The following is a 19,397-nucleotide window of genomic DNA, read 5'->3' as shown; positions in this document are numbered from 1 at the left end:
AGGTGATGTCCCGATCCTCGCAACGACCTGGTCCGGCCGGCTTCCGTCAGCCGGACGCGTTCACGCTTCCAACGGCCACGTCGTCCGCATCGGGACGGTCAGGTCAGGGTCGCGGCATGGGGGTCCCAGTCCGGCGGGAGGGGCTCCGGCACGGCCGGCGCGGAGCGGACCCGGCGGAACTCGCCGCGCTCACCCGACTCCGTGACGGCCGTCATGATCTCCAGGACGTGCAGCGCCAGCTCGCCCGACGCCCGGTGCGGGACGCCCGCGCGGAGCGACCGGGCGAGATCGAGGACGCCGATGCCGCGCCCCGCGACCGTGCCCTCCACCGGCAGCTCCCGCCAGTCCATGTCGTGGAGCCCGCGGGCCAGCAGCGGCCCCTCGAAGGTGTTGGGGTCGGGCAGCGACAGCGCGCCCTCGGTGCCGACGATCTCGATGAGCCGCCTGTTGACCGGCGAGTCGAAGCTGAACGTCGCCGCCGCGCCCGCGCCGCCCGTGAAGTCGATCAGGGCCTCCACGTGCGTCGGCACCTCCACCGGGAACACCGTTCCCGCCTTCGGCCCCGACCCGACGACCCGCTCGGCGCGCGCCCTGCGGGTGGTCGCCGCAACCCGGGCGGCCGGGCCGAGCAGGGCGGTCAGCGTGGTCAGGTAGTACGGACCGAGGTCGAACAGCGGCCCGCCGCCCGGCTGGTAGAAGAACTCGGGGCTCGGGTGCCACGACTCCGGGCCGAGGTTCTGGGTCGCGGCCCTGACCGCGAGCGGTTCGCCGACGAGGCCGGAGCGCAGCGCCCGCAGGGCCGACTGGATGCCGGCGCCGAGGAACGTGTCCGGGGCGTTGCCCACCCGCAGTCCGAGGTCGGCGGCCAGGGCCAGCACCTTGGCCGCCTCCTCGGCGTCCAGCGCCAGCGGCTTCTCGCCGTACACGTGCTTGCCGGCCCGTAAGCAGGCCAGCGCCACGGCGGCGTGCGCGGCCGGGACGGTGAGGTTGACGACGATCTCCACCTCGGGCAGCGCCAGCACCGCGTCCAGGCCGCCCGAGACGGGCACGCCGTAACGCTCGGCGACCTCCGCCGCGCGCGCCTCGTCCAGGTCGGCGACGCCCAGCACCCGTACGTCGGGGAAGGCCGTGAGGTTGCCCAGGTACTGACCGCTGATCACACCCGCGCCCACCACGGCCACCCCGACCGGCCCGCCGTTCACACGCCCTCCAGGGAGTTCAGGTGGCCCCGGCTGGCCGCCAGGGCCTCGAACACGTCGCCCGCGCAGTGGTCCAGCTCCACGATCCGCCACGCGCCGGGCGCCGCGGCCAGGACGTCCGGCACCGGCATGACGCCCGCGCCGACCGCCGTGTGCGGCGACTCCTTGTCGCCGGGCCCGTCCTTGACGTGCAGCGCGAGCACCCGGTCGCCGAGGCGGCCCAGCAGCGCGGGCACGTCCGCGCCGCCGACCGCCGCCCAGTACGTGTCCACCTCCAGGAACACCTCCGGCGCCAGCAGCCCGGCCAGCTCCTCCAGCGCGTGCCGCTCGCCGAAGCGCGGTTCGATCTCCCACCAGTGGTTGTGGTAGCCGATCCGCACGCCATGGGCGGCGGCCCGCCCGGCCAGGCCGTTCAGCAGGTCGGCGGTGCGGGCCAGGCCGTCGCGGGTGGTGAACTCCTCGTGCGGGACGCCGCCCGGGATGACCGCCAGCTCCGCGCCGACCGTGGCGATCGCGTCGAACACCTTCGCCGGTTCCTGGTCCAGCAGCGCGTACGCGTGCGTGATCGGCACGGACAGCCCGAGGTCGTCCGCCACCCGGCGGAACCCCTCGGGGTCGGTGGTCGGGTCGAACGGCTCCACGGCGCCGTACCCGAGCCCGGCGACGCGGCCCAGCACCCCGTCGCGGTCGGCGGCGAGCTGGTCGCGGACGGTGTAGAGCTGTAAGGCGAGGGGGTTCGTCATGCCGCCGCCCCGCCGCGCACGCCGAGCAGGTGCTCCAGCGCGAGCTGGTTGAGATGGGTGAAGTGGTAGCCGCGCTCGGCCGCCGCCTCCGGGTCGAACTCCTCGGCGGCCAGGTCGGCGAGCGTCTCGCCGGGCGCCAGCGTGGGCACGGCGAGCTGGTCCACGCGGGAGGCGACCAGCGCCCGCTGGACCTCCGGGTCGGCGCGGAAGGCGCGCGCCTTCTCCCGCAGGATGAGGTACGTGCGCATGTTCGCGGCGGCCGACACCCACACGTCGTCGGGGTCCTCGGTGCGCAGCGGCTTGTAGTCGAAGTGGCGCGGCCCGTCGTAGCCGCCGTGCTCCAGCAGGTCCACCAGGAAGAACGCGCTCTTGACGTCGCCGTGGCCGAACACCAGGTCCTGGTCGTACTTCGGGCCGTGCTGGCCGTTCAGGTCGATGTGGAAGAGCTTGCCGTGCCAGAGGGCCTGCGCGATGCCGTGAACGAAGTTCAGGCCGGCCATCTGCTCGTGCCCGACCTCGGGGTTGAGGCCCACCATCTCGGGGTGCTCCAGCTCGTTGATGAACGCGAGCGCGTGCCCGATGGTCGGCAGCAGGATGTCGCCGCGCGGCTCGTTCGGCTTGGGCTCGATGGCGAAGCGCAGCTCGTAGCCCTGGTCGATGACGTACTGGCTGAGCAGGTCGAGGGCCTCCTTGTAGCGGGCGAGGGCCGCGCGCACGTCCTTGGCGGCGTCGGACTCGGCGCCCTCGCGCCCGCCCCAGCACACGTACGTCCGGGCGCCCAGCGAGGCGGCCAGGTCGATGTTGCGCATGACCTTGCGGAGCGCGTGCCGGCGGACGTCGCGGTCGTTGCTGGTGAACGCGCCGTCGCGGAAGACGGGGTGCGTGAAGAGGTTCGTGGTGGCCATGGGGACCTTCATCCCGGTCTCGCCCAGCGCCTTGCGGAACGCCTCGACGGCCTTGTCCCGGTCGGGCTCCACGGCGAGCAGGTCGTCGTCGTGGAAGGTGACGCCGTAGGCGCCGAGCTCCGCCAGGCGGTGTACGGTCTCCACGGGGTCGAGCGCGGGCCGGCTGGCGTCTCCGAACGGATCACGAGCCTGCCACCCGACCGTCCACAGGCCGAATGTGAAGCGATCCTCGGGGGTGGGGATGAACGAGCTCATGGTGCCCTCTCGCCGCTCTAGGATTAAGTCCACAATCTGCACATAATCCTCGGAGGCAGATGTGGCATCGTCAAGAGGCGTGCGGCACGATTCCATGCGCGCCCGCAATCTCGCCGTCGTGCTCGGTGAGATCCGCGCGGCGGGCCCGCTCACGAGGGCCGCCCTGGCCGAGCTGACCGGGCTGACCAAGACGACCGTGTCGAAGCTGGTCTCCGACCTGCTCGACGCCGGGGTCGTCGTCGAGAACGGCGCCGTCCGCGACGGCGAGCGCGGCCGTCCCGGCGTCGCCGTGAGCGTCAGCGGCCACCGGATCGCCACGCTCGGCCTGGAGATCAACGTCGACTACCTGGCCGCCTGCGTCGTGGACCTCACCCGCACCGTGCGCGTCCGCCGTGTCCGCCCGGCCGACAACCGCGGCTCCCGCCCCGAGGCCATCCTCGCCGACCTGCGCGAACTGGCCGGCCAGGCCGTCGCCGACGCCGAGCGCGCCGGGCTGCGCATCACGGGCGCCGCCCTGGCCGTGCCGGGCCCCGTCCAGGACGGCCTGCTGCGCAACGCGCCCCACCTCGGCTGGCGCGACATCGGGGTGGCGGCCCAGCTCGGCCTGCACGACCTGGCCTGCGAGGTCGACAACGAGGCCAACCTCGCGGCGCTCGGCGAGCTGTGGTTCGGCTCCGGGGAGACCGACTTCCTGTACGTCTCGGGCGAGATCGGCATCGGGGCCGGGCTGGTGGTGGACGGGTCGCTGTTCCGCGGCACGTACGGGCTGGCCGGCGAGCTGGGGCACGTCGTCGTCGTGCCCGACGGGCCCGCCTGCCGCTGCGGCGGCCGCGGCTGCCTGGAGGTGTACGCGGGGCAGGACGCGCTGCTCGGGGCCGTGGTCCCGATGCGCGGCCGGGTGGCGGCCATGCCGGGCGCCGCCGCCGCGCTGCCCGCCGCCTCGGCCTCGATCGACGGGCTCGTGTCGCTGCTGGAGGCGGGCGACCGCGCGGCCCTCGCGGCGGCCGGCCAGGCGGGCGAGGCGCTCGGCCTGGCCCTCACCTCGGCGGTCCACCTGCTCGACCCGGGGACGATCGTGCTGGGCGGGGTGTTCGCGCGGCTGTTCCCCTGGTTGGAGCGGCCCGTGTCCGACGTGCTGTCGGCGCGGCTGCGGCAGATGCGGCGCACGCCGCCGCGGGTGGCGATGTCGGCGATCGGCGCCGACGCGGCGGTCCTGGGGGCAGCGGGCCTGGCCATGCAGCGGGTGATCGCCGACCCGGCGGGCGTCCTCGCCCTCTGACCCGCGCCGTCCCCGGGCGGGCGCCCTGGCCCTCTGACCCCGCGCCGACCCGGCGGGCGTCGTGGCTCTCTGAGCCCGCGCCGACCCGGCGGGCGTCCTGGCTCTCTGAGCCCGCGCCGACCCGGATCCCGGCGTCAGGTGGCCAGGGCGCGGACGATGACGTCGGCGAGCAGGGCGGCCTGCGACCCGTCCTCGTCCAGGTCGGGGTCGAGGATCGTCACCTGGAAGCCGGCCGCCCCGGGCAGCCGGAGCAGGCCGCGCAGCAACCGCACCAGCTCGTCGGCGGACAGTCCGCCGGGGGCGGGCGAGTCGACGGCCGACAGCACGGACGAGTCGAGCACGTCGGCGTCCACGTGGATCCAGAACCCGTCGAGCTCCTCCCGCGCCAGCACGGCCGCCGCCGCCTCCTCGCCCCGGGCGGGCACCTCGGCGGCGGGCACGTACGCGAGGCCGGAGTCCGCGACGTCCCGCAGATCCTCGTCGTCCCGCACCCCGAGCACGATCACGTCCTCGTCCCGCACGTACGGCCGCAGGCCGTCGATGTCGGTCAGATAGCCGTCGCCACGCCCGGTCACCAGCGCCAGGTCCTCCCCGGCCGCCGCGCCGACGTGCGGCGAGTTGCCCAGGTGGCGGAAGTCGGAGTGCGCGTCGAGGTACGCCAGCCCGTACCGGCCCTCGCGCCGCAGCGCCAGCGCGGCCCCGAGCACGATCGAGCAGTCGCCGCCCAGGACCACGGGGAACCGCCCCTCGCCCCGCAGCGCGGCGATGCGCTCGGCCAGCCTGCGCGTGTAGGCGGCGATGGCCTGGCCGTTGCGCACGCCGTCGCCGGGCTGCCAGGTGGCCACGTACCGGGGCGGCACGACGGCTCCGGCGTCGCTCGCGCCCAGCCGCTGGAGCAGCCCGGCGTCGCGCAGCGCCCATGGGGCCTTGTAGCAGCCGGGGACGGTGTCCGGCGCGGGCGGGCGCAGGCCGAGGTTGGAGGGAGCGTCGAGGACGGCCAGAACTCTGTCAGTGGTTATACTGCTCATACTCCTGACGGTAGCACGGGATGATGGGATGGCGGAATGCGGGTTTTCGCGGAGACGGGTCTGGTGGCGCTGGACCTGGCCAACACCTGGGACGCGTACCTGGACGAACCGGAACGGCTGCCGGACGCGGCGGCGCTGCGCCGCTTCTGCGCCGAGCTGTCGGTGACGTCGGACGACGATGGCGGCGCTGAGGACGGTGGCGGCGCTGAGGACAGTGGCGGCGCTGAGGACGGTGGCGGCGCGGGTCCGGAGAAGGTTGCGGATCGGGGAGATGCGGCGGATCTGGTGGAGGTCCGGGCGGTGCGGGATCGGCTCCGGGCCGTTCTGTCCGGAGCCGATCCCGCGGACCGTTCACAGGCGCTCGCGCGCTGGACGGCCGAGCTGCCGCTGCGACCCGCCGTCGAGGAGGCGGACGGCGTCCCCCGGCTGCGGCTGGCCGCCGTTCCCGGCGCCTCGCTCCCCGGCCGTCTGGCCGTGCGGGCCGTGCAGGAGCTGCTCGACCTGGCGGCGGAGGGCGACTGGGAACGGGTGCGGATGTGCGCCGCCGCCCCGTGCCGGGACGCGTTCGTGGACCGCAGCCGCCCGGGCCGGCGCCAGTTCTGCTCGACCCGCTGCGCCAACCGCGCCCACGCCGCCGCCTCCCGCGCCCGCCACCGCTCGTGACCGCCGCCCCTCAGCGCTCCCATGGCGCCTCAGCCGGCGCGGATCCCTGCCGCGGTCACTGCTTGACGTCGGGCACCGCGGCCTCCCGCGTCGAGAGCCGGGCAGGACGACGAGCCTTCCCCAGCCCCGCGAGCGCGCCGAGGAGGGACGGCAGCGCGCCGGCCACGAAGCACGTGGCCAGGGCGTGGCGTCCGATGAGCAGCCCCACGGAGGCGGAGCCCGCCGAGTGCCCCGTGTTGAACGCCGTGTTGACCCACGCGCCGGCCTGCGTCCTGGAGCCGGGGTCCGCGACCTCGTCCGCCAGCATGTACGCCGTGGTGAGAACGGGGGAGACGAACAGCCCGGCGACGCCGACCAGCAAGGACAGCGCGACCATGTCCGGGGCGAACCCGGCGGCGGCCAGGGACAGGGCCAACGCCGTCGCCAGCAGGGGAAGCCAGCGTTCCAGGCCGAGCCGCCACGACACCGCGCCGTAGGCCAGGCCGCCGACGGCGCTTCCGGTGGCCAGCGCGGCCTCGACCCAGGCCACCGCGGCGAGCTGGCCGTGCCGTTCGGCGAAGGCCACGATGAGCAAGCTCAGCGCGCCCAGGCACATGCCGACGCCGCCGGCGACCACGATGGGCCGCCGCAGGCCAGTGGCGCCCGCGACCGGACTCCGCCGCCCTACGGTCCGCCCGTCATCGACCGGTTGAGAGACGGCAGGCACCTCGGCCGCCGCCCGCGACCTTCCGGATACGGCCGGACGCTCGGCGGGCGGAGGTGCGGCGGGGGGACGTGTGGCGGGCGAGAACGCCAGCGCCAAGGAGCCGCCCGTCACCAGCCCCGCGCTCAGCGCGATCCCCAAGGAGGGATGCGCCAGTCCCGTCAGCACCCCCGCGATCAGCGGCCCGATGACGTAGAGCAGTTCTTCCGCGACGGTGTCGAGGGAGTAGGCGCGTCGTAGGAGCGGGCCCTCGGGAAGCAGGTCGCGCCACAGCGTGCGCATGACGGGGCCGAGCGGCGGAGTGAACGCCCCCGTGAGGCCGGCGAACAGCCACAGCACGGCGCCGGGCGTCCCCGGCCGCCAGGTCAGGACGGCGACCAGGCTGAGCAGCAGGGCGTACGCGGCGGCCATCGGAGGGAGGGCCCGGCGAATCCCGTACCTGTCGATCAGCAGCGCGCGGAGCGGGGACAGCAAGGAACTGGCCAGACCGAACAGCGCCATCGCGGTGCCGGCCATGGTGTAGGAACCGGTGGCCCGGGTGACGGCCAGGACCAGCGACAGGAAGACGATTCCGTAGGAAAGCCGCCCGACCAGCGCGGAGACGAAGGTTCGGCCGGCGAGAGGAGCCCGGAGAACGGCGTGGTAGGACGCCGCTGAGGGAGACGACATGAGAAGACCTCGTGAAAGGCAGCGTCAGGCCGCGTGTGCGGCGAAGGACGCTGCGGACCTAGGGGAGACCGCTGCGCGTCGAGCCCATGGTGAACGGGCGACGCGTGAGCCGGTCTCTAGGCACGAGGGTGAATCATGGACACGACGTTAACACGAGGCCGGGCATCCCTTGAAGGCGTCACGCGATCGCCGAATCCTCACGGCCCGCGGTGAAGCGTGCCGCCACCAGCCCCGCCGCCATGCCCGCCCCGCACACCAGGATGAGCCAGCCGTACGGACCCCGCGGCGCCCACTCGTCGTAGGCGATCGTCCATCCGCAGAAGGCCACGTCGACGGTCAGCAACCACCCGATGACCAGCCCCGGGACCCGGGTGAGGCGCTGCCCCAGCATGGCGGCCAGCGCGACCGCCTGCGCGATCCCCGGAGCGGCCAGGAAGACGCTCTCCCAGGCAGGGGAGAAGCTCCCGCCCGCCAGCGTGCCCTCGATCCAGGTCGCGCTGGGCATCGCGAGGAGGGACGAGGGGAGGGCCATCATCAGCATCGTCAGCGATCCCTTCAGTCCGTAGCTGAGGGGGCCGGAGACGATGAGCCAGGTCAGCCAGGACACGGCCCCCGCGTAGGACAGCCCGGTCACGCCCGCGGCCCAGCGTGATCCGAGCGCACTTGATCCACCCATGCCGACATTGTGCCGATGATCTTCCGCTGTCGAGGCAGGCACGAAGTCGGGGCGGCGTCATCCCCCCAATTCTGGGGATACGCACGCTCTGCGTCTCGCCCGACACTGGCTGTGGCCGGACAGCACGCCGGCCTCGACATCGCAGGAGGGGACATGGCGCCGACGACGCAACAGGACAACTGGCGGTTCTGCAACAAGTGCTACTGCCTCTGGTGGAACGGCCGGCCCGACAACGGGCACTGCGCCGGGGGCGGCGCGCACGAGGGACACGGGAGCTGGAACTTCTACCTCCCGGCGAACCCGGCCGAGCACATCTGACCGACTCATCCGGCAGCCGTCCTCCCCGCGACCCTTGGCGGCCTTCGTGGGGAGGACGGCGCGGTGGCTGTCACCTCGGCCGGCTAACCCCCGGCGCCCGGTAGGTAAATCGTTGTCCCCGCCGTCCGGGCCTTCAGTGCGGCGGGTACGCGAGCCGCGACGCCTGGCGCGAGATGGGCTTCGGCCTTTTCCGGGTCAACGAACGCGTAGTCGTCGAGTTCGTCGTGCTGCAACCGAATGCGAGTGTCGTGCAGATCACCGGCATCGAACAGCAAATACAGGATCGGACGTGTCCGGGCGCCGTAGGCGGGGGCCCAGTCGACGACCAGCAGTCGCTCGACGCCGACGTGGACGCCGAGTTCCTCCTTCAACTCGCGGGCGCACGCTTCATGGGGTGGTTCACCGTCGTCGACCATGCCACCCGGGATCAGCCAGTGCGGCCGATAGTTGGGTTTGACGATGAGCACGCGGCCGGCTGGGTCGGTGATGAGCGCGCCGGTGGCGATATGCACCGCGGCGAGTTGGGCGTAGTAGATCTCCGGCTCGACGAAGGTCGGTCGGCGGTTACTTGCCGGGTGATTCGTCATGGTGTGGTGAGAAGTTCCCTGGCGTGCTCGGTGTAGTCGCGGACGCATCGTACGTCCTGGTGGGGTTTGAGGCGCCGGGCGAAGTCGCGTAGGCGGGTGCGAAGTCGGGCCGACGCCAGATGTGGGTGTGCGGTGAGGGCCTTGCTTGCGGTGGCGCAGGCGGCTTCGAGGTCACCCTGAGCTGCGTGAACGGTGGCCAGGAGGGTCTGGTGAAGCGCCAGGGTTCGCACGTTGGAGGCCGGCAGGTCGAGGGCCAGCTCGGCGTGTCTAGCGGCCTCATCGTGCAGGCCGAGATCGCGCAGGGCGTGCATCACGGATCCGGCGTGGTGGGCGGGGGTGAAGGTGGCCAGCCATTCCGGGTCGGTGGCGGGAACGGAGCGGCTGATGGCGCGGTCGGCGCGGCGGATGGCGGCGCGGGCCTCGCGGTGGTCGCCGGCGAGCCCCCAACCTCGGGCTTCGACGACCGCGAGCCGGGCCAGGAGCGTATGGGGGGCGGCCCGTCCGGCTCCGGATCGGGCTGCGCGTGCGAGCCGGGCAGCGTCGCCTCCGTGGCCGACCTCATTGCTCAACGGCGCCGAACACCTCGCCGGCCATTCCGACACCGCCGGAGACGACGCAACGTACGTGGTGTTCGGCGACAACCTCTATCCCTCGTGCAATGTCCTGACTGCGTTGCAGCGGGCGCCCGAAGGTGTGGCGGTGCTCGCCCGCGACTACGAGCCCGAGCTGGCAGAGCGGCGCGGCGTCATCGTCACCACACCTGGCCCGCAGGGTGCTCCACGCATGATCGATCTGGTGGAGAAGCCCGGCCCGGCCGCCGCGCGGAAGCTACAAGCACGCCATGGGACGGCAAGCCTGATGCTTCTCGAAGGCCGGGTACGCCTCGATGACGCCTTCATCGCCTTCGCCCGTGACCGACACGCGGGCGCCCGGTTCGGCACGGAGCCGAAGCTCGCCCTCGCACTGGGCGCCTACGCCCGCACCCGACCTGTGTGGGTCGTGCGCACCGGCGCCGACGTCATCGATCTCGGTGCGCCAGACGTACAGCACACCATCTCGCCGGCGCCATCCCAGCCTCCGGCCTGACCGGACACTCCCCACCCATGCGAGAGGACCACCGTGAAGCGACTGATCGTCGACACCCGCGCCAGCTCTTGCTACTTCCGCACCTCGGTACCAGGAGACCAACGCAGAGCCCTCGTGCAGATCACCGAACGGCGCAACCTGCATCCGCGTCGACCTCGACCTCGACGCGGCCCGGCTTCCCTGCGACGATCCTTCCGGTCCTGAGACGATCGAGCTGTTCTAGGCCGGCGCCAACGCGGCGCGCACCAGCGAATCGTAGGTGTCCGTCGTCCGCTCCAGGCCCACCCCGAGTGAACGCGCCAGCACGTCCAGCTCCCGCTGCACCCCGATGCCGGCTACCTCACCCGCCACCGTCCGCTCGAACTCGACGAACACGCCCGCGTGCTCGACCTCGTCCACGCAGACGGTCACCTCGTCCAGCCGCGCGCTCCGTCTCGACTTCACGATGCGCACCGTGGGGTGGAAACCCATCGCGACGATCACGTCATGCATCTGCTCGCGATCCGCGATCTCAGTCTCGTGCTCCAGACACGCCATCGCGTTGTCCAGCGGCTTCTTCAACGTGAACAGATGCCGGCCCTCCTGCGTCCGCAGCCGCAAGAAGGTCACGCTGATCTTCGACTGGCCGTAGGCCCAGCCGCTCCGGGCGTATGCCTGGTCATCCTGACGGACCGGGGCTGAGAGTATCGCTCCCCGCGCGGTCAGCGCCTCCTCCAGCGCCGTGAGGTCATCCACCCGATACTTGACCTCGATCTCCCGTATCCCAGCTGCCACGCCAGTCTCCCCGTCCGTCGCCAACCACAGAGCCTAGCGACGTGGGCCGCGGCGCATGGAGCAGTTCTCCGGTCGTTCGGGGCAGGCATCTTCTGGGACGTGGTCAACGCTCGGGGGTGCAGGGGGCCGGGAGGCCCCTTGCCAAGGGGGTGCGGGGGAGCTCGGCTCCCCCACACAACACAGTCCGAGTCGAGTCGCGCGAAGCGCGTCCCTTCGAGGGCCTTGCCTTTGAGCTCAGGCCCTAGGAAGCGTCAGGCGAACAGGGCGCGGCCCCAGTAGTCGCCCGCGTCGCGCACCCCCGGCGGGCAGGCGAACAGCCCGCTCGACACGTGCTTGATGTACTCGTTCAGCGCGTCGTGCTTGGCCAGGTTCGTCTGCACCGGGACGAACGCGGTGCGCGGGTCGCGCTGGTAGGCGATGAAGAACAGGCCCGCGTCGAGCCGCCCGAGGCCGTCGGAGCCGTCCACGTAGTTGTAGCCGCGCCGTAGCAGGTGGGCGTTGCCGTTGTGGCTCGGGTGGGCGAGCCGGACGTGGGCGTCGGCCTTGATGTACGGCTGGCCGTCGGGCCCCGTGGCGTTGAAGTCGGGCGTGTCGAACTCGGCCTTCCTGCCCAGCGGCGCGCCCGCCCCCTTGTCGCGGCCGAAGATGGCCTCCTGCTCGGACAGGGAGGTGCGGTCCCACGTCTCGATGGTCATCCGGATCTTGCGCGTCACCATGTACGTGCCGCCGGCCATCCAGTCGTTGCCCGACGCCCACAGGTGGTCGCGCAGGAGCTGGGCGTCCTCCAGCTTCATGTTGTTGGTGCCGTCCTTGAAGCCCATGAGGTTGCGCGGCGTGGCCTGGGCGCGCGAGGTGGACGACGTGCGGCCGAAGCCGAGCTGCGACCACTTCACCGACACCTTGCCGAACCCGATGCGGGCGAGGTTGCGGATGGCGTGGACCGCGACCTGCGGGTCGTGGGCGCACGCCTGCACGCAGATGTCGCCGCCGGAGATCTCGGGCACGAGCTGCTCGCCGGGGAACTTCGGCAGGTCGGCCAGCGCCGCCGGCCGCCGGGACGCCAGCCCGAACCGGTCGTCGAACAGCGACGCCCCGAACCCGATCGTCAGCGTCAGCCCCGAGGCGGGCAGGCCGAGCGCCTCGCCCGTGTCGTCCGGCGCCGCCTCCGGCGAGCCGCCGACCGCCCCGAACGTGCCCGCGTCCTTGCCCTGGGTCAGGCGGGCCGCCGCGGCGGTCCACTCCTGCAGCAGCTCGGCCAGCTCGGCCCGCTTGTCGGTGGTCACGTCGAAGGCGACGAAGTGCAGCCGGTCCTGGGCCGGGGTGACGATGCCGGCCTGGTGCTCGCCGTAGAAGGGGACGGGGTCGGAGGTGGAGGCGGCCTGGGCCACCGGCTCCTCCAGGAGGGAGCGGGTCGCGACGGCGCCCGCCCCCACGGCCGCGACGCCCGCCGCGCCCAGCCCGAACAGCTTCCTGCGGCTCATCCGCCCGCCGCGCTCCGCGAGGTCGCCGCGCTCCGCCGGACCGCCGCGCTCCGCCTGGGGCCCGTGCTCCGTCTGGTCGCCGTGCTCGTTCATCGTCACGCCTCTCCGTCCGGCCGTCACTTCGCCACGATCGGGGCGATCTTGCTGATCGGCTCCCCGAGCGCGTTGATGGCGTCCGAGAGCTTCTTCAGCTCCTCCTTGGACAGCTCGTTGTGCGCCTTCCAGCCGTCGCCCTTCTGGTGGACGGCCAGGGCCGCCTCGGCCGCCGCGAACTTCTCGTCGAGCGTCTTGACCAGGTCCGGAGCCCGCTCCTCCAGGACCGGCCGGAGCGCCTGCACGGCCGCCTTGGAGCCTTCGACGTTGGCGTCGAAGTCCCACAGGTCGGTGTGGGACCAGATGTCCTCCTCACCGGTGATCTTCCCGGTGGCGACCTCGTCGAGCAGCTCCTTGGCGCCGTTGGCGAGGTTGAGCGGGGTCAGCTCGGTCGCGTTGGCCTTGGCGACGATGGTCTTGACGTCGGCGATCAGCTTGTCGGCGATCGGGCCGTCCTTGGCGACGTCCTTGTTGATCCAGAGGTCCTTCTCGATGCGGTGGAAGCCGGTCCACTCCTCGCCCTGGGCGAGGTCGGCCTCGCGGGCGTCGATGGCGGGGTCGAGGTCGCCGAAGATCTCCGCCACCGGCTCGATCCGCTCCCAGTACGTACGGGACACCGGGTAGAGCTCCTTGGCCTTGGCGATGTCGCCGCCCTTGACCGCGTCCACGAACTCCTGCGTCTTGACCAGCAGCGTGTCGCTCTGCGACTTGACGTAGCGCTTGTACTCGGCGGTCGCCCCGGCCAGCTTGGCGTCCTTGGTCAGCGGCTTGTGCTCGCCGGTCACCTTGAGCGGGTTGCGGATGCCCTTGCCCACCATGCCGGGCTTGCAGGCCGTCTCGTACGCGCCGGCGGGCAGCTCGGCGACCACCTCGCGGGTCAGGCCGGGCACGATGTTCTCCACCTCGGCCATGACCCGGTCGCCCGGTGCGTACACGTAGAACTCGGTGACCTTGCTGCCGCCGTTGGTGATCGCGAACGTGCTGGTGCCGGCCGCGACCTCGGTGGCGGCCACCTTGCACTCGGTGTCGGACGCGGCCACGGTGATCTTGCCAGGCTTGCCCGGGGCGGCGGCGCCGGTCGTGGCCTGCTCACCGGAGCCGCAGGCGGCCAGGCAGAGCAGGGCCAGCACGCCGGCGGCCGGCCCCAGGGCGTAGCGGGCGCGGGGGGTGCTGATGCGCATGGTGTTCCTCATCGGACTGCGACTCTCCGGGCGGTGTTCGATCGGCCAGTGTTCGATCGGGCGGTGTTCGATCGGCCAGTGTTCGGTCGGGCGGTGTTCGGTCGGGTGGGCATGGTCAGGCGGAGGGCCGGGGGGCGGGGGAGGCGGACGCCGGCGTGGGCGTCGTCCTCGTGCGCTGCGGACGGAGGAACAGGAAGAGCGTGGGAACAACGTAGAGCAGCCAGGCGAGGGCTTCGAGGACGCTGGGCTGCGGCGTGAGGTTGAGGGTGCCGGCCAGCAGCGCCCCGTACCAGGAGTCGGCCGGGACGACCGCGCTGACGTCGAAGGCGTACGTCGTGAGCCCGGGCAGCACGCCGGCCTCCTGCAGGTCGTGGACTCCGTACTTGAAGATGCCGGCCGCGACGAGGATGAGCAGCAGCCCCGTCCAGGTGAAGAACTTGGTGAGGTTGATCCGCAGGGCGCTGCGGTAGAGGCCCCAGCCGATGAGCACGGAGGTGAGCAGGCCCAGGGTGATGCCGGTCAGCGGCGCGGCGGTGGCGGTGGCGCCCTGCACCGAGGCGAAGAACAGCAGCGCCGTCTCCAGGCCCTCGCGGGCGACGGCGAGGAACGCCATGACGACGACGGCCAGGGAGCCCATCTGGAGGGCGTCGGTGAGCTTGCCCCTCAGCTCGCCGGAGAGCGCGCGGGCGGCGCGGCGCATCCAGAAGATCATCCAGGTCACGAACACGACGGCCAGGAGCGAGGTGATCGCGTCGAACAGCTCCTGCCCGGTGTGGCCGAGGTGGGCGGCGGTGAAGGTGAGCAGCGCCCCGAAGCCCACGGACAGCGCGACCGCGCAGCCGACGCCGGCCCACACCTGCGGGAGCCTTTCCTTGCGGTCGCTCTTGACGAGGAACGCGATGAGGACCGAGACGACGAGGGTCGCCTCCAGTCCTTCACGTAGTCCGATCAGGTAGCTGGCGAACACGGTCACTCCCGCAGCGGCGTAGGAAAGGCTTACCTAAATTAGGGCAGGTGGAGCCTACCTAATGCAAGCGGCTGCTCTGACGCCCCCCTCGGCGTCGCGTCCAGCCGCAGGTCAGCGTCATGACCGCAGCCCGGCGAACGTCTATGGTGGCCTAATTCACCGCGTCCAACCGGTAAAGCGCGGTGCGTGCGTTGCCCCTGGGACCGGCCGGACGGGGAAGGTTGCCCCAAGAGTCCGTACGGGGGGATCGCGATGGACGGTCAGACGGGTGACGTCTTCGGTGTGCGGGTGGCGGGACTGCCGTCCGACGGGCTGGAGGAGTTGCGTTTCACGCGCACCTGGGCGCTGGTGGACGAGATCCTCGCGGAGGAGCGCGGAGAGGGGTCCGGCGACGGGCCGGACGGCGACGCGTACGGCGAGGGCGGCCACTCGTTCGGGCGCGACCCGTACGGCGCCCCCGTCCTCGACGGCGAGGACGGCGAGGAGGGCGGCGGCTGGGCCGACGAGGCGCCGGGGGCGCTGGCCGACGCGCTGGCCGCCGACCTGGCCGACCGGGCCGACGCCCTGCGCTCGGTGGGCGGCGACGACGCGTTCCTGCGCGGCCTGGCCTGCTCCTGTCCCCGGCTGTCGGCCACCCTGGAGGGCTGGCTGGCCCGGCCGGGCGCGGTGCCGAAACGGCCCCGGCTGGCCCGGCTGGCCAGGAACGTCGCCCGCACGGCGGCCACGGCGAGCCCGCACGCCGCCTTCACGATCAGCGGGCTGGGACGGTGGGAGGACGCGGGACCGGCCGTGACCCCGGCCGGCGAGCTGCGCTGGAGCGCCGTGCCCGAGGTGGACCTCGCGACGGTGCGGCGCGTCTGGGCGGCGCTGGCCGACCGTCCGGGGCTGCGCGAGGCCGTGCGGGTGCGCGTCAACCCGAGCCTGTGGCAGGAGGACGGGAGGATGTGGTTCCTCGGGGCCGCGCCCGGCGCCGAGGAGGCGGACGGCAGGCCCTTCCGCGAGCCGCGCGAGGCGGCGGAGCCCGTCGCGATCCTGGCCGAGCCGGCCGTGGCCGGGGCCCTGGCCTGGGTGCGGGCCACGCCGGAGCCGACCGTGGGCGCCCTGGAGCGCGCCGTCGCCGAGTCCGGCGTGGTCAGGCGGCTGCTGGCCCTGGGGCTCGTGGAGCGGGTGCGGCCGTTCGCCGACCAGGCGCTGGATCCGCTGGCCGACCTCGCCGCCTGGGTGGAGGAGGTCCTGCCGGACGACTCGCCGGACCGTCCGTGGCTGCCCACCGCGTTGCGCGAGGCGGTCCAGGCCACGTACGGCGAGCGCATCCGGCCGGTGGCGGGCTGGCTGCTGGCCCGGCTCGGCGACACGGCCGGCCTCGGCGAGCGGAGCGTCCGCGTGGAGACGGCCGTCTCGACGGCGTCGCCGGTCGTGTGCGGGCGGGGCGCCTGGCAGCCGGTGCTGCGCGACCTGGACGCGGTGCGCCGCCTGGCCGCCGTGCTGGACCCGGACCTGCCGGTCCGGCTCACCGCCGCCGAGCACTTCGTGGAGCGCCACGGCGCCGACGCCTCGGTGCCGTTCCTGGCCTTCCACCGCGACGCGCCCGCCGCGTGCGCGGACCTGCGGGCGCTGCTCGACCGCGCCGGGCCCGCCGCCGGGCCGACCGCGCGCCGGGCCAACCGGCTGCGCCGCGAGACGTGGGACGCGCTGTTCGCCTCGCCGCCGGACGAGCGGGGCGTGCTGGTGGCCGATCCGGACATCGTGGACAAGATGGCGGCGTCCTGGCCCGCGTACGTCCGGCCGCCCGGCTCCGTCACCTGTTACGGCCACCTGACCTCAGGGCACGAGTTCGTGCTCAACGCGCTCACCGCCGGGTACGGCCGGGGCGCCGGCCGGATCCGGCACCTGCTCTCCCGCGCCGGCGTGAGCGTGCCGGACGGCCCGCGGCGGCCGGTGGCCGAGTGCCTGGGCAGTTTCGGCAACCACCTGAACCTGCGTCCCGCCTCGGCCGTGGCCGTGGACTACCCGTTCACCGTGGCGGAGGGCGCGGCGCTGTCGCTGACGGACCTGTGCGTCTCGTACGACCCGGGCACGCTGCTGCTGGTGCTGACCGGCCCGGACGGCGAGCCGGTGCGCCCCGCCCACCTCGGCGTGTCGGCGCCGCGCGCGCTGCCTCCGGCCTGGTCGTTCCTGCTGCGGGTCTTCGGCGAGCCGGTCGGGCTGGCGGCGGCGCCGTGGCGCTCGGCCGCGGCCGTGGACGAGGTGCAGGCCCGGCCCCGCCTCCGGCTCGGCCGGGTGGTGCTGGCGCGGGCCGGCTGGCGGATGCCGGTCGGGGAGCTGCCGGTGCCGTACGACGGGGAGGGCGACGCGGCGTACGTGCTGAGGACGGCGCGCTGGCTGGAGCGGCACGGGATACCGCGGCGGTTCTTCGTGCGTTTCGCCTCGGGGCGGCGGGCCGCTCGCAGGCCGTTCTACGTGGACGTGACCGACCACTTCCTGCTGCTGGCGATGGCCCACGCGGCGGCCGGCAAGGACGGGAACGTGGTGCTGGAGGAGGCCCTGCCCGACCCGGCGGACGCCCCCGTCTACGGCGCGCACGGCCGCCGGGTCACGGAGTACGCGCTGGACGTCTCGGGCTGAGGTCCCTCAGAGGCGTCACGGGGTATCGGTCAGGGGCGTCACGGAGTACGCGCCCGCCGTGTCGGCCTGACGTCCGACATGGACGGCACGTCGCGCATCGTGCGCAGGAACACCGTCCCGAGCAGGGCCCCGACGAGCAGGGGAGCGCCGTGGTTGTCGCCCAGGGCGGCGAGCGCGGCGCCGCCCGCGAGCAGCGCGCCCGCCGCGATCCGCGGGGGGACGGGGAGCCCGGCGCGCCCGCTCAGCACCCACGCCGCCAGGCCGCCGGCCAGCCCGGCGACGGCCACCGAGCTGCCCGCGCCGTAGTCGCTCATCACGTAACTGAAGGCGTTGCCGGCCAGGCCCCCCGCCAGGTACAGGGCGGCCCAGCGGGCCCGGCCGAACGTCCGCTCGGCGATGACGCCGACGAGGAGCAGCATCACCCCGTTGAAGACGACCTGGTGCCAGCCCTCCGGGTTGACGAGGATCGGGGTGATCAGGCGCCACCCTTCCCCGTGGAAGAAGTCGTCGGTGCGGACGAGGACGGGGGCGAAGCCGGGGACGAGCAGCCCGGCGGCGGTGGTCGCGGCGGTGACGCCGAAGACGGCCCAGGTGAGCAGGGGACGGGCCGCGGGAACGCCCGGGGACGAGGGAGGGTTCACAGCTGCTCCTTTCGGGACGACGATCCTTCCAGGGGGACGTTCACGCGACGGGGGCGGGCTCGTTCAGCGGCTCGGGCTGCCGTTCGGTCGTGCGCAGCACGGCGGCGCAGACGAGGGCGACGGTCATGACCGCGGCGGCCACCGCGAACACCACGCCCAGCGACGAGACGAACGCCCCGACCGCCGCCGGATGGGTGGCGACGCCGGAGATGTCGAGCCCTGCGGTCCTGGCGGCGAGCACGCGGGCCAGCAGCGAGCCGAGGACGGCGGAGCCGACGGCCATGCCGAGGTTCTGGAACCAGCGGATGCCGGTGGTGGCCACGCCGAGGTGGGCGGCCGGCGCCTGCTGCTGGACGACCATGATGAGCTTGCCGAGGAGCTGGCCGAAGCCGACCCCGACGAGCAGGAGAGCGGCCCGCACCAGCCACAGCGAGGTGTCCGGGCGCAGGAACGCGAGCCAGACCAGGGCGATCGCCGTGGCCCCCGTGCCGGCGACGAGGGAGGCGCGCACGGAGGCGTTGCGGCCGAGGAAGCCGGAGGCGGTCAGCCCGAGCGCCATGAAGACGAGGTAGCCGGCGGCCCCGGTGGCGGTCACGCCGCGCGCCACCTGGAGGTAGAGCATCAGGTAGACCATGGTGCCGACCATGGCGACGCTGCACAGGGCCTGCACGAGGAAGGCGGCGCGCAGGGCGGGGACGCGGAAGAGGCTCAGCGGCAGGACAGGGTGCTCGGCGGTGGCCTGCCGCCGGAGGAACAGCGCGAGCGACACGATCGCGGCGGCGCCCAGGCCGAGGATCATCGGCGAGCTCCAGGCGTACTCGGTGCCGCCCCAGTCGCACACCAGCAGCACGGAGCAGGCGAAGGCGGCGGCGAGCGCGGCGCCCGCGACGTCGACGGAGCCCCTGACGGCGCGCCGGGGGATGCGGACGGCCCACAGGGCCCCGCCGATGATCAGCGCGGTGATCGGCAGGTTGACGAGGAAGGCCAGCCGCCAGTTGCCGTGGTCGGCGAACAGGCCGCCCAGCAGCGGGCCGACCGCGAAGCCAATGCCCGCGACGAGCCCGGCGGTGGCCCCGGGGCCGGCCTTGTCGCCGGGCCGGCGCAGGTGGGCCATCACCACCATGGTCACGCTCATCAGGCCGCCCGCGCCGATGCCCTGCACCGCGCGGAAGACGATGAGCTGGCCCATGCTCTGCGCGAGCCCGCACAGCAGCGAGCCGAGCGCGAACGTGCCCACCGCGCCGAGGAAGACCTGCTTGGCGCCGAGCGCGTCGCACAGCCGGCCGTACAGGGGGAGCACGGAGGTCGCGCCCAGGGCGAACGCGGTGACGAGCCAGGCGACGTGGTCGAGGCCGCCGGCGGGGTCGAGCTCGCGGACGATCGGGACGATCGCGGAGGAGACGATGTTCTGGTCGAGGACTGCCACGACGATCGTGAGCAGGCAGAGCAGCTTGGCCACTCCGAGCCGGGTGTCGGTCATGGGAGTACTCTAGGACGAATTTTACACCGAGACAACTTTTTGTC

19 protein-coding genes are annotated in these 19,397 nt (G+C 73.2%); 5 read left to right on the top strand and 14 right to left on the bottom strand.

The annotated features are described in order from the left end of the window. Window positions 1-98: 98 nt before the first annotated feature. From HTZ77_RS00250 to xylA, 3 genes are read right to left on the bottom strand one after another with little or no spacing between them, the layout of a single operon-like run. Complete coding sequence (locus HTZ77_RS00250) at window positions 99-1,202, bottom strand: Gfo/Idh/MocA family protein (protein ID WP_175587371.1); 1,104 nt, start codon at window positions 1,200-1,202, stop codon at window positions 99-101. Beyond that, window positions 1,199-1,942, bottom strand: coding sequence for a sugar phosphate isomerase/epimerase family protein (locus HTZ77_RS00245; RefSeq protein WP_175587370.1), 744 nt, complete (start codon window positions 1,940-1,942; stop codon window positions 1,199-1,201). Before HTZ77_RS00245 ends, HTZ77_RS00250 begins: the two co-directional genes overlap by 4 nt. Next, entirely contained in the window at window positions 1,939-3,102 is a 1,164-nt protein-coding gene (gene xylA, locus HTZ77_RS00240) for a xylose isomerase (protein WP_175587369.1), read from the bottom strand. The genes HTZ77_RS00245 and xylA overlap by 4 nt, the downstream gene beginning before the upstream one ends. A 79-nt stretch (window positions 3,103-3,181) precedes the next feature. Between xylA and HTZ77_RS00235 the strand changes: the two genes are divergently transcribed. Beyond that, a complete protein-coding gene (locus HTZ77_RS00235; protein WP_328808341.1) occupies window positions 3,182-4,381 on the top strand; it encodes an ROK family transcriptional regulator in 1,200 nt (399 codons plus the stop codon). A 134-nt stretch (window positions 4,382-4,515) separates the two neighbouring features. Here the strand turns inward: HTZ77_RS00235 and HTZ77_RS00230 are convergent, their stop codons facing one another. Then, complete coding sequence (locus HTZ77_RS00230) at window positions 4,516-5,409, bottom strand: arginase family protein (RefSeq protein WP_175587368.1); 894 nt, start codon at window positions 5,407-5,409, stop codon at window positions 4,516-4,518. A 36-nt stretch (window positions 5,410-5,445) separates the two neighbouring features. Here HTZ77_RS00230 and HTZ77_RS47205 point away from each other — a divergent pair, with 36 nt between their 5' ends. After that, window positions 5,446-6,072, top strand: coding sequence for a CGNR zinc finger domain-containing protein (locus HTZ77_RS47205; protein ID WP_175587367.1), 627 nt, complete (start codon window positions 5,446-5,448; stop codon window positions 6,070-6,072). Between the two features lie 55 nt (window positions 6,073-6,127). On the opposite strand, the gene HTZ77_RS00220 is transcribed toward HTZ77_RS47205, so the two are convergent. Beyond that, a complete protein-coding gene (locus HTZ77_RS00220; RefSeq protein WP_175587366.1) occupies window positions 6,128-7,444 on the bottom strand; it encodes an MFS transporter in 1,317 nt (438 codons plus the stop codon). 178 nt (window positions 7,445-7,622) lie between these two features. Next, window positions 7,623-8,120, bottom strand: a complete 498-nt coding sequence (locus HTZ77_RS00215; protein ID WP_175587365.1) for a hypothetical protein — start codon at window positions 8,118-8,120, stop codon at window positions 7,623-7,625. Between the two features lie 153 nt (window positions 8,121-8,273). Here HTZ77_RS00215 and HTZ77_RS00210 point away from each other — a divergent pair, with 153 nt between their 5' ends. After that, on the top strand, window positions 8,274-8,438 hold the full coding sequence (locus HTZ77_RS00210; protein ID WP_175587364.1) for a hypothetical protein: 165 nt from the start codon (window positions 8,274-8,276) through the stop codon (window positions 8,436-8,438). An 83-nt stretch (window positions 8,439-8,521) separates the two neighbouring features. Here HTZ77_RS00210 and HTZ77_RS00205 read toward each other — a convergent pair whose 3' ends face one another. Both HTZ77_RS00205 and HTZ77_RS00200 read right to left on the bottom strand, forming a co-directional pair. Then, window positions 8,522-9,025, bottom strand: a complete 504-nt coding sequence (locus tag HTZ77_RS00205) for an NUDIX domain-containing protein (RefSeq protein ID WP_175587363.1) — start codon at window positions 9,023-9,025, stop codon at window positions 8,522-8,524. Further along, window positions 9,022-9,594 (bottom strand): hypothetical protein, encoded by a 573-nt coding sequence (locus HTZ77_RS00200; RefSeq protein WP_175587362.1) that lies wholly within the window; start codon window positions 9,592-9,594, stop codon window positions 9,022-9,024. The genes HTZ77_RS00205 and HTZ77_RS00200 overlap by 4 nt, the downstream gene beginning before the upstream one ends. Between HTZ77_RS00200 and HTZ77_RS00195 the strand changes: the two genes are divergently transcribed. Next, window positions 9,587-10,111 (top strand): hypothetical protein, encoded by a 525-nt coding sequence (locus HTZ77_RS00195; RefSeq protein ID WP_175587361.1) that lies wholly within the window; start codon window positions 9,587-9,589, stop codon window positions 10,109-10,111. The two genes, HTZ77_RS00200 and HTZ77_RS00195, sit on opposite strands and share 8 nt — an antisense overlap. Before the next feature lie 219 nt (window positions 10,112-10,330). On the opposite strand, the gene cyaB is transcribed toward HTZ77_RS00195, so the two are convergent. The 4 genes from cyaB to efeU all read right to left on the bottom strand — a co-directional run bounded on the left by cyaB (window position 10,331) and on the right by efeU (window position 14,607). Continuing rightward, complete coding sequence (gene cyaB, locus HTZ77_RS00190; protein ID WP_328808340.1) at window positions 10,331-10,885, bottom strand: class IV adenylate cyclase; 555 nt, start codon at window positions 10,883-10,885, stop codon at window positions 10,331-10,333. Between the two features lie 251 nt (window positions 10,886-11,136). Further along, window positions 11,137-12,459, bottom strand: a complete 1,323-nt coding sequence (gene efeB, locus HTZ77_RS00185; protein ID WP_205301973.1) for an iron uptake transporter deferrochelatase/peroxidase subunit — start codon at window positions 12,457-12,459, stop codon at window positions 11,137-11,139. Window positions 12,460-12,482: 23 nt separating this feature from the next. Next, entirely contained in the window at window positions 12,483-13,640 is a 1,158-nt protein-coding gene (gene efeO, locus HTZ77_RS00180; protein ID WP_175587360.1) for an iron uptake system protein EfeO, read from the bottom strand. A gap of 115 nt (window positions 13,641-13,755) precedes the next feature. Beyond that, entirely contained in the window at window positions 13,756-14,607 is an 852-nt protein-coding gene (gene efeU, locus HTZ77_RS00175; RefSeq protein WP_175587359.1) for an iron uptake transporter permease EfeU, read from the bottom strand. 252 nt (window positions 14,608-14,859) lie between these two features. Between efeU and HTZ77_RS00170 the strand changes: the two genes are divergently transcribed. After that, complete coding sequence (locus tag HTZ77_RS00170) at window positions 14,860-17,232, top strand: lantibiotic dehydratase (RefSeq protein ID WP_175587358.1); 2,373 nt, start codon at window positions 14,860-14,862, stop codon at window positions 17,230-17,232. A gap of 38 nt (window positions 17,233-17,270) precedes the next feature. Here the strand turns inward: HTZ77_RS00170 and HTZ77_RS00165 are convergent, their stop codons facing one another. After that, entirely contained in the window at window positions 17,271-17,873 is a 603-nt protein-coding gene (locus HTZ77_RS00165; RefSeq protein ID WP_175587357.1) for a rhomboid family intramembrane serine protease, read from the bottom strand. A 40-nt stretch (window positions 17,874-17,913) separates the two neighbouring features. Continuing rightward, window positions 17,914-19,353: an MFS transporter gene (locus tag HTZ77_RS00160; protein ID WP_175587356.1), complete on the bottom strand. Its 1,440-nt coding sequence runs from the start codon at window positions 19,351-19,353 to the stop codon at window positions 17,914-17,916. Window positions 19,354-19,397 lie beyond the last annotated feature (44 nt).

Source organism: Nonomuraea montanisoli (assembly GCF_013363975.1).
Classification (GTDB): domain Bacteria; phylum Actinomycetota; class Actinomycetes; order Streptosporangiales; family Streptosporangiaceae; genus Nonomuraea; species Nonomuraea montanisoli.
This window is presented reverse-complemented; position numbering and strand designations above follow the sequence as displayed.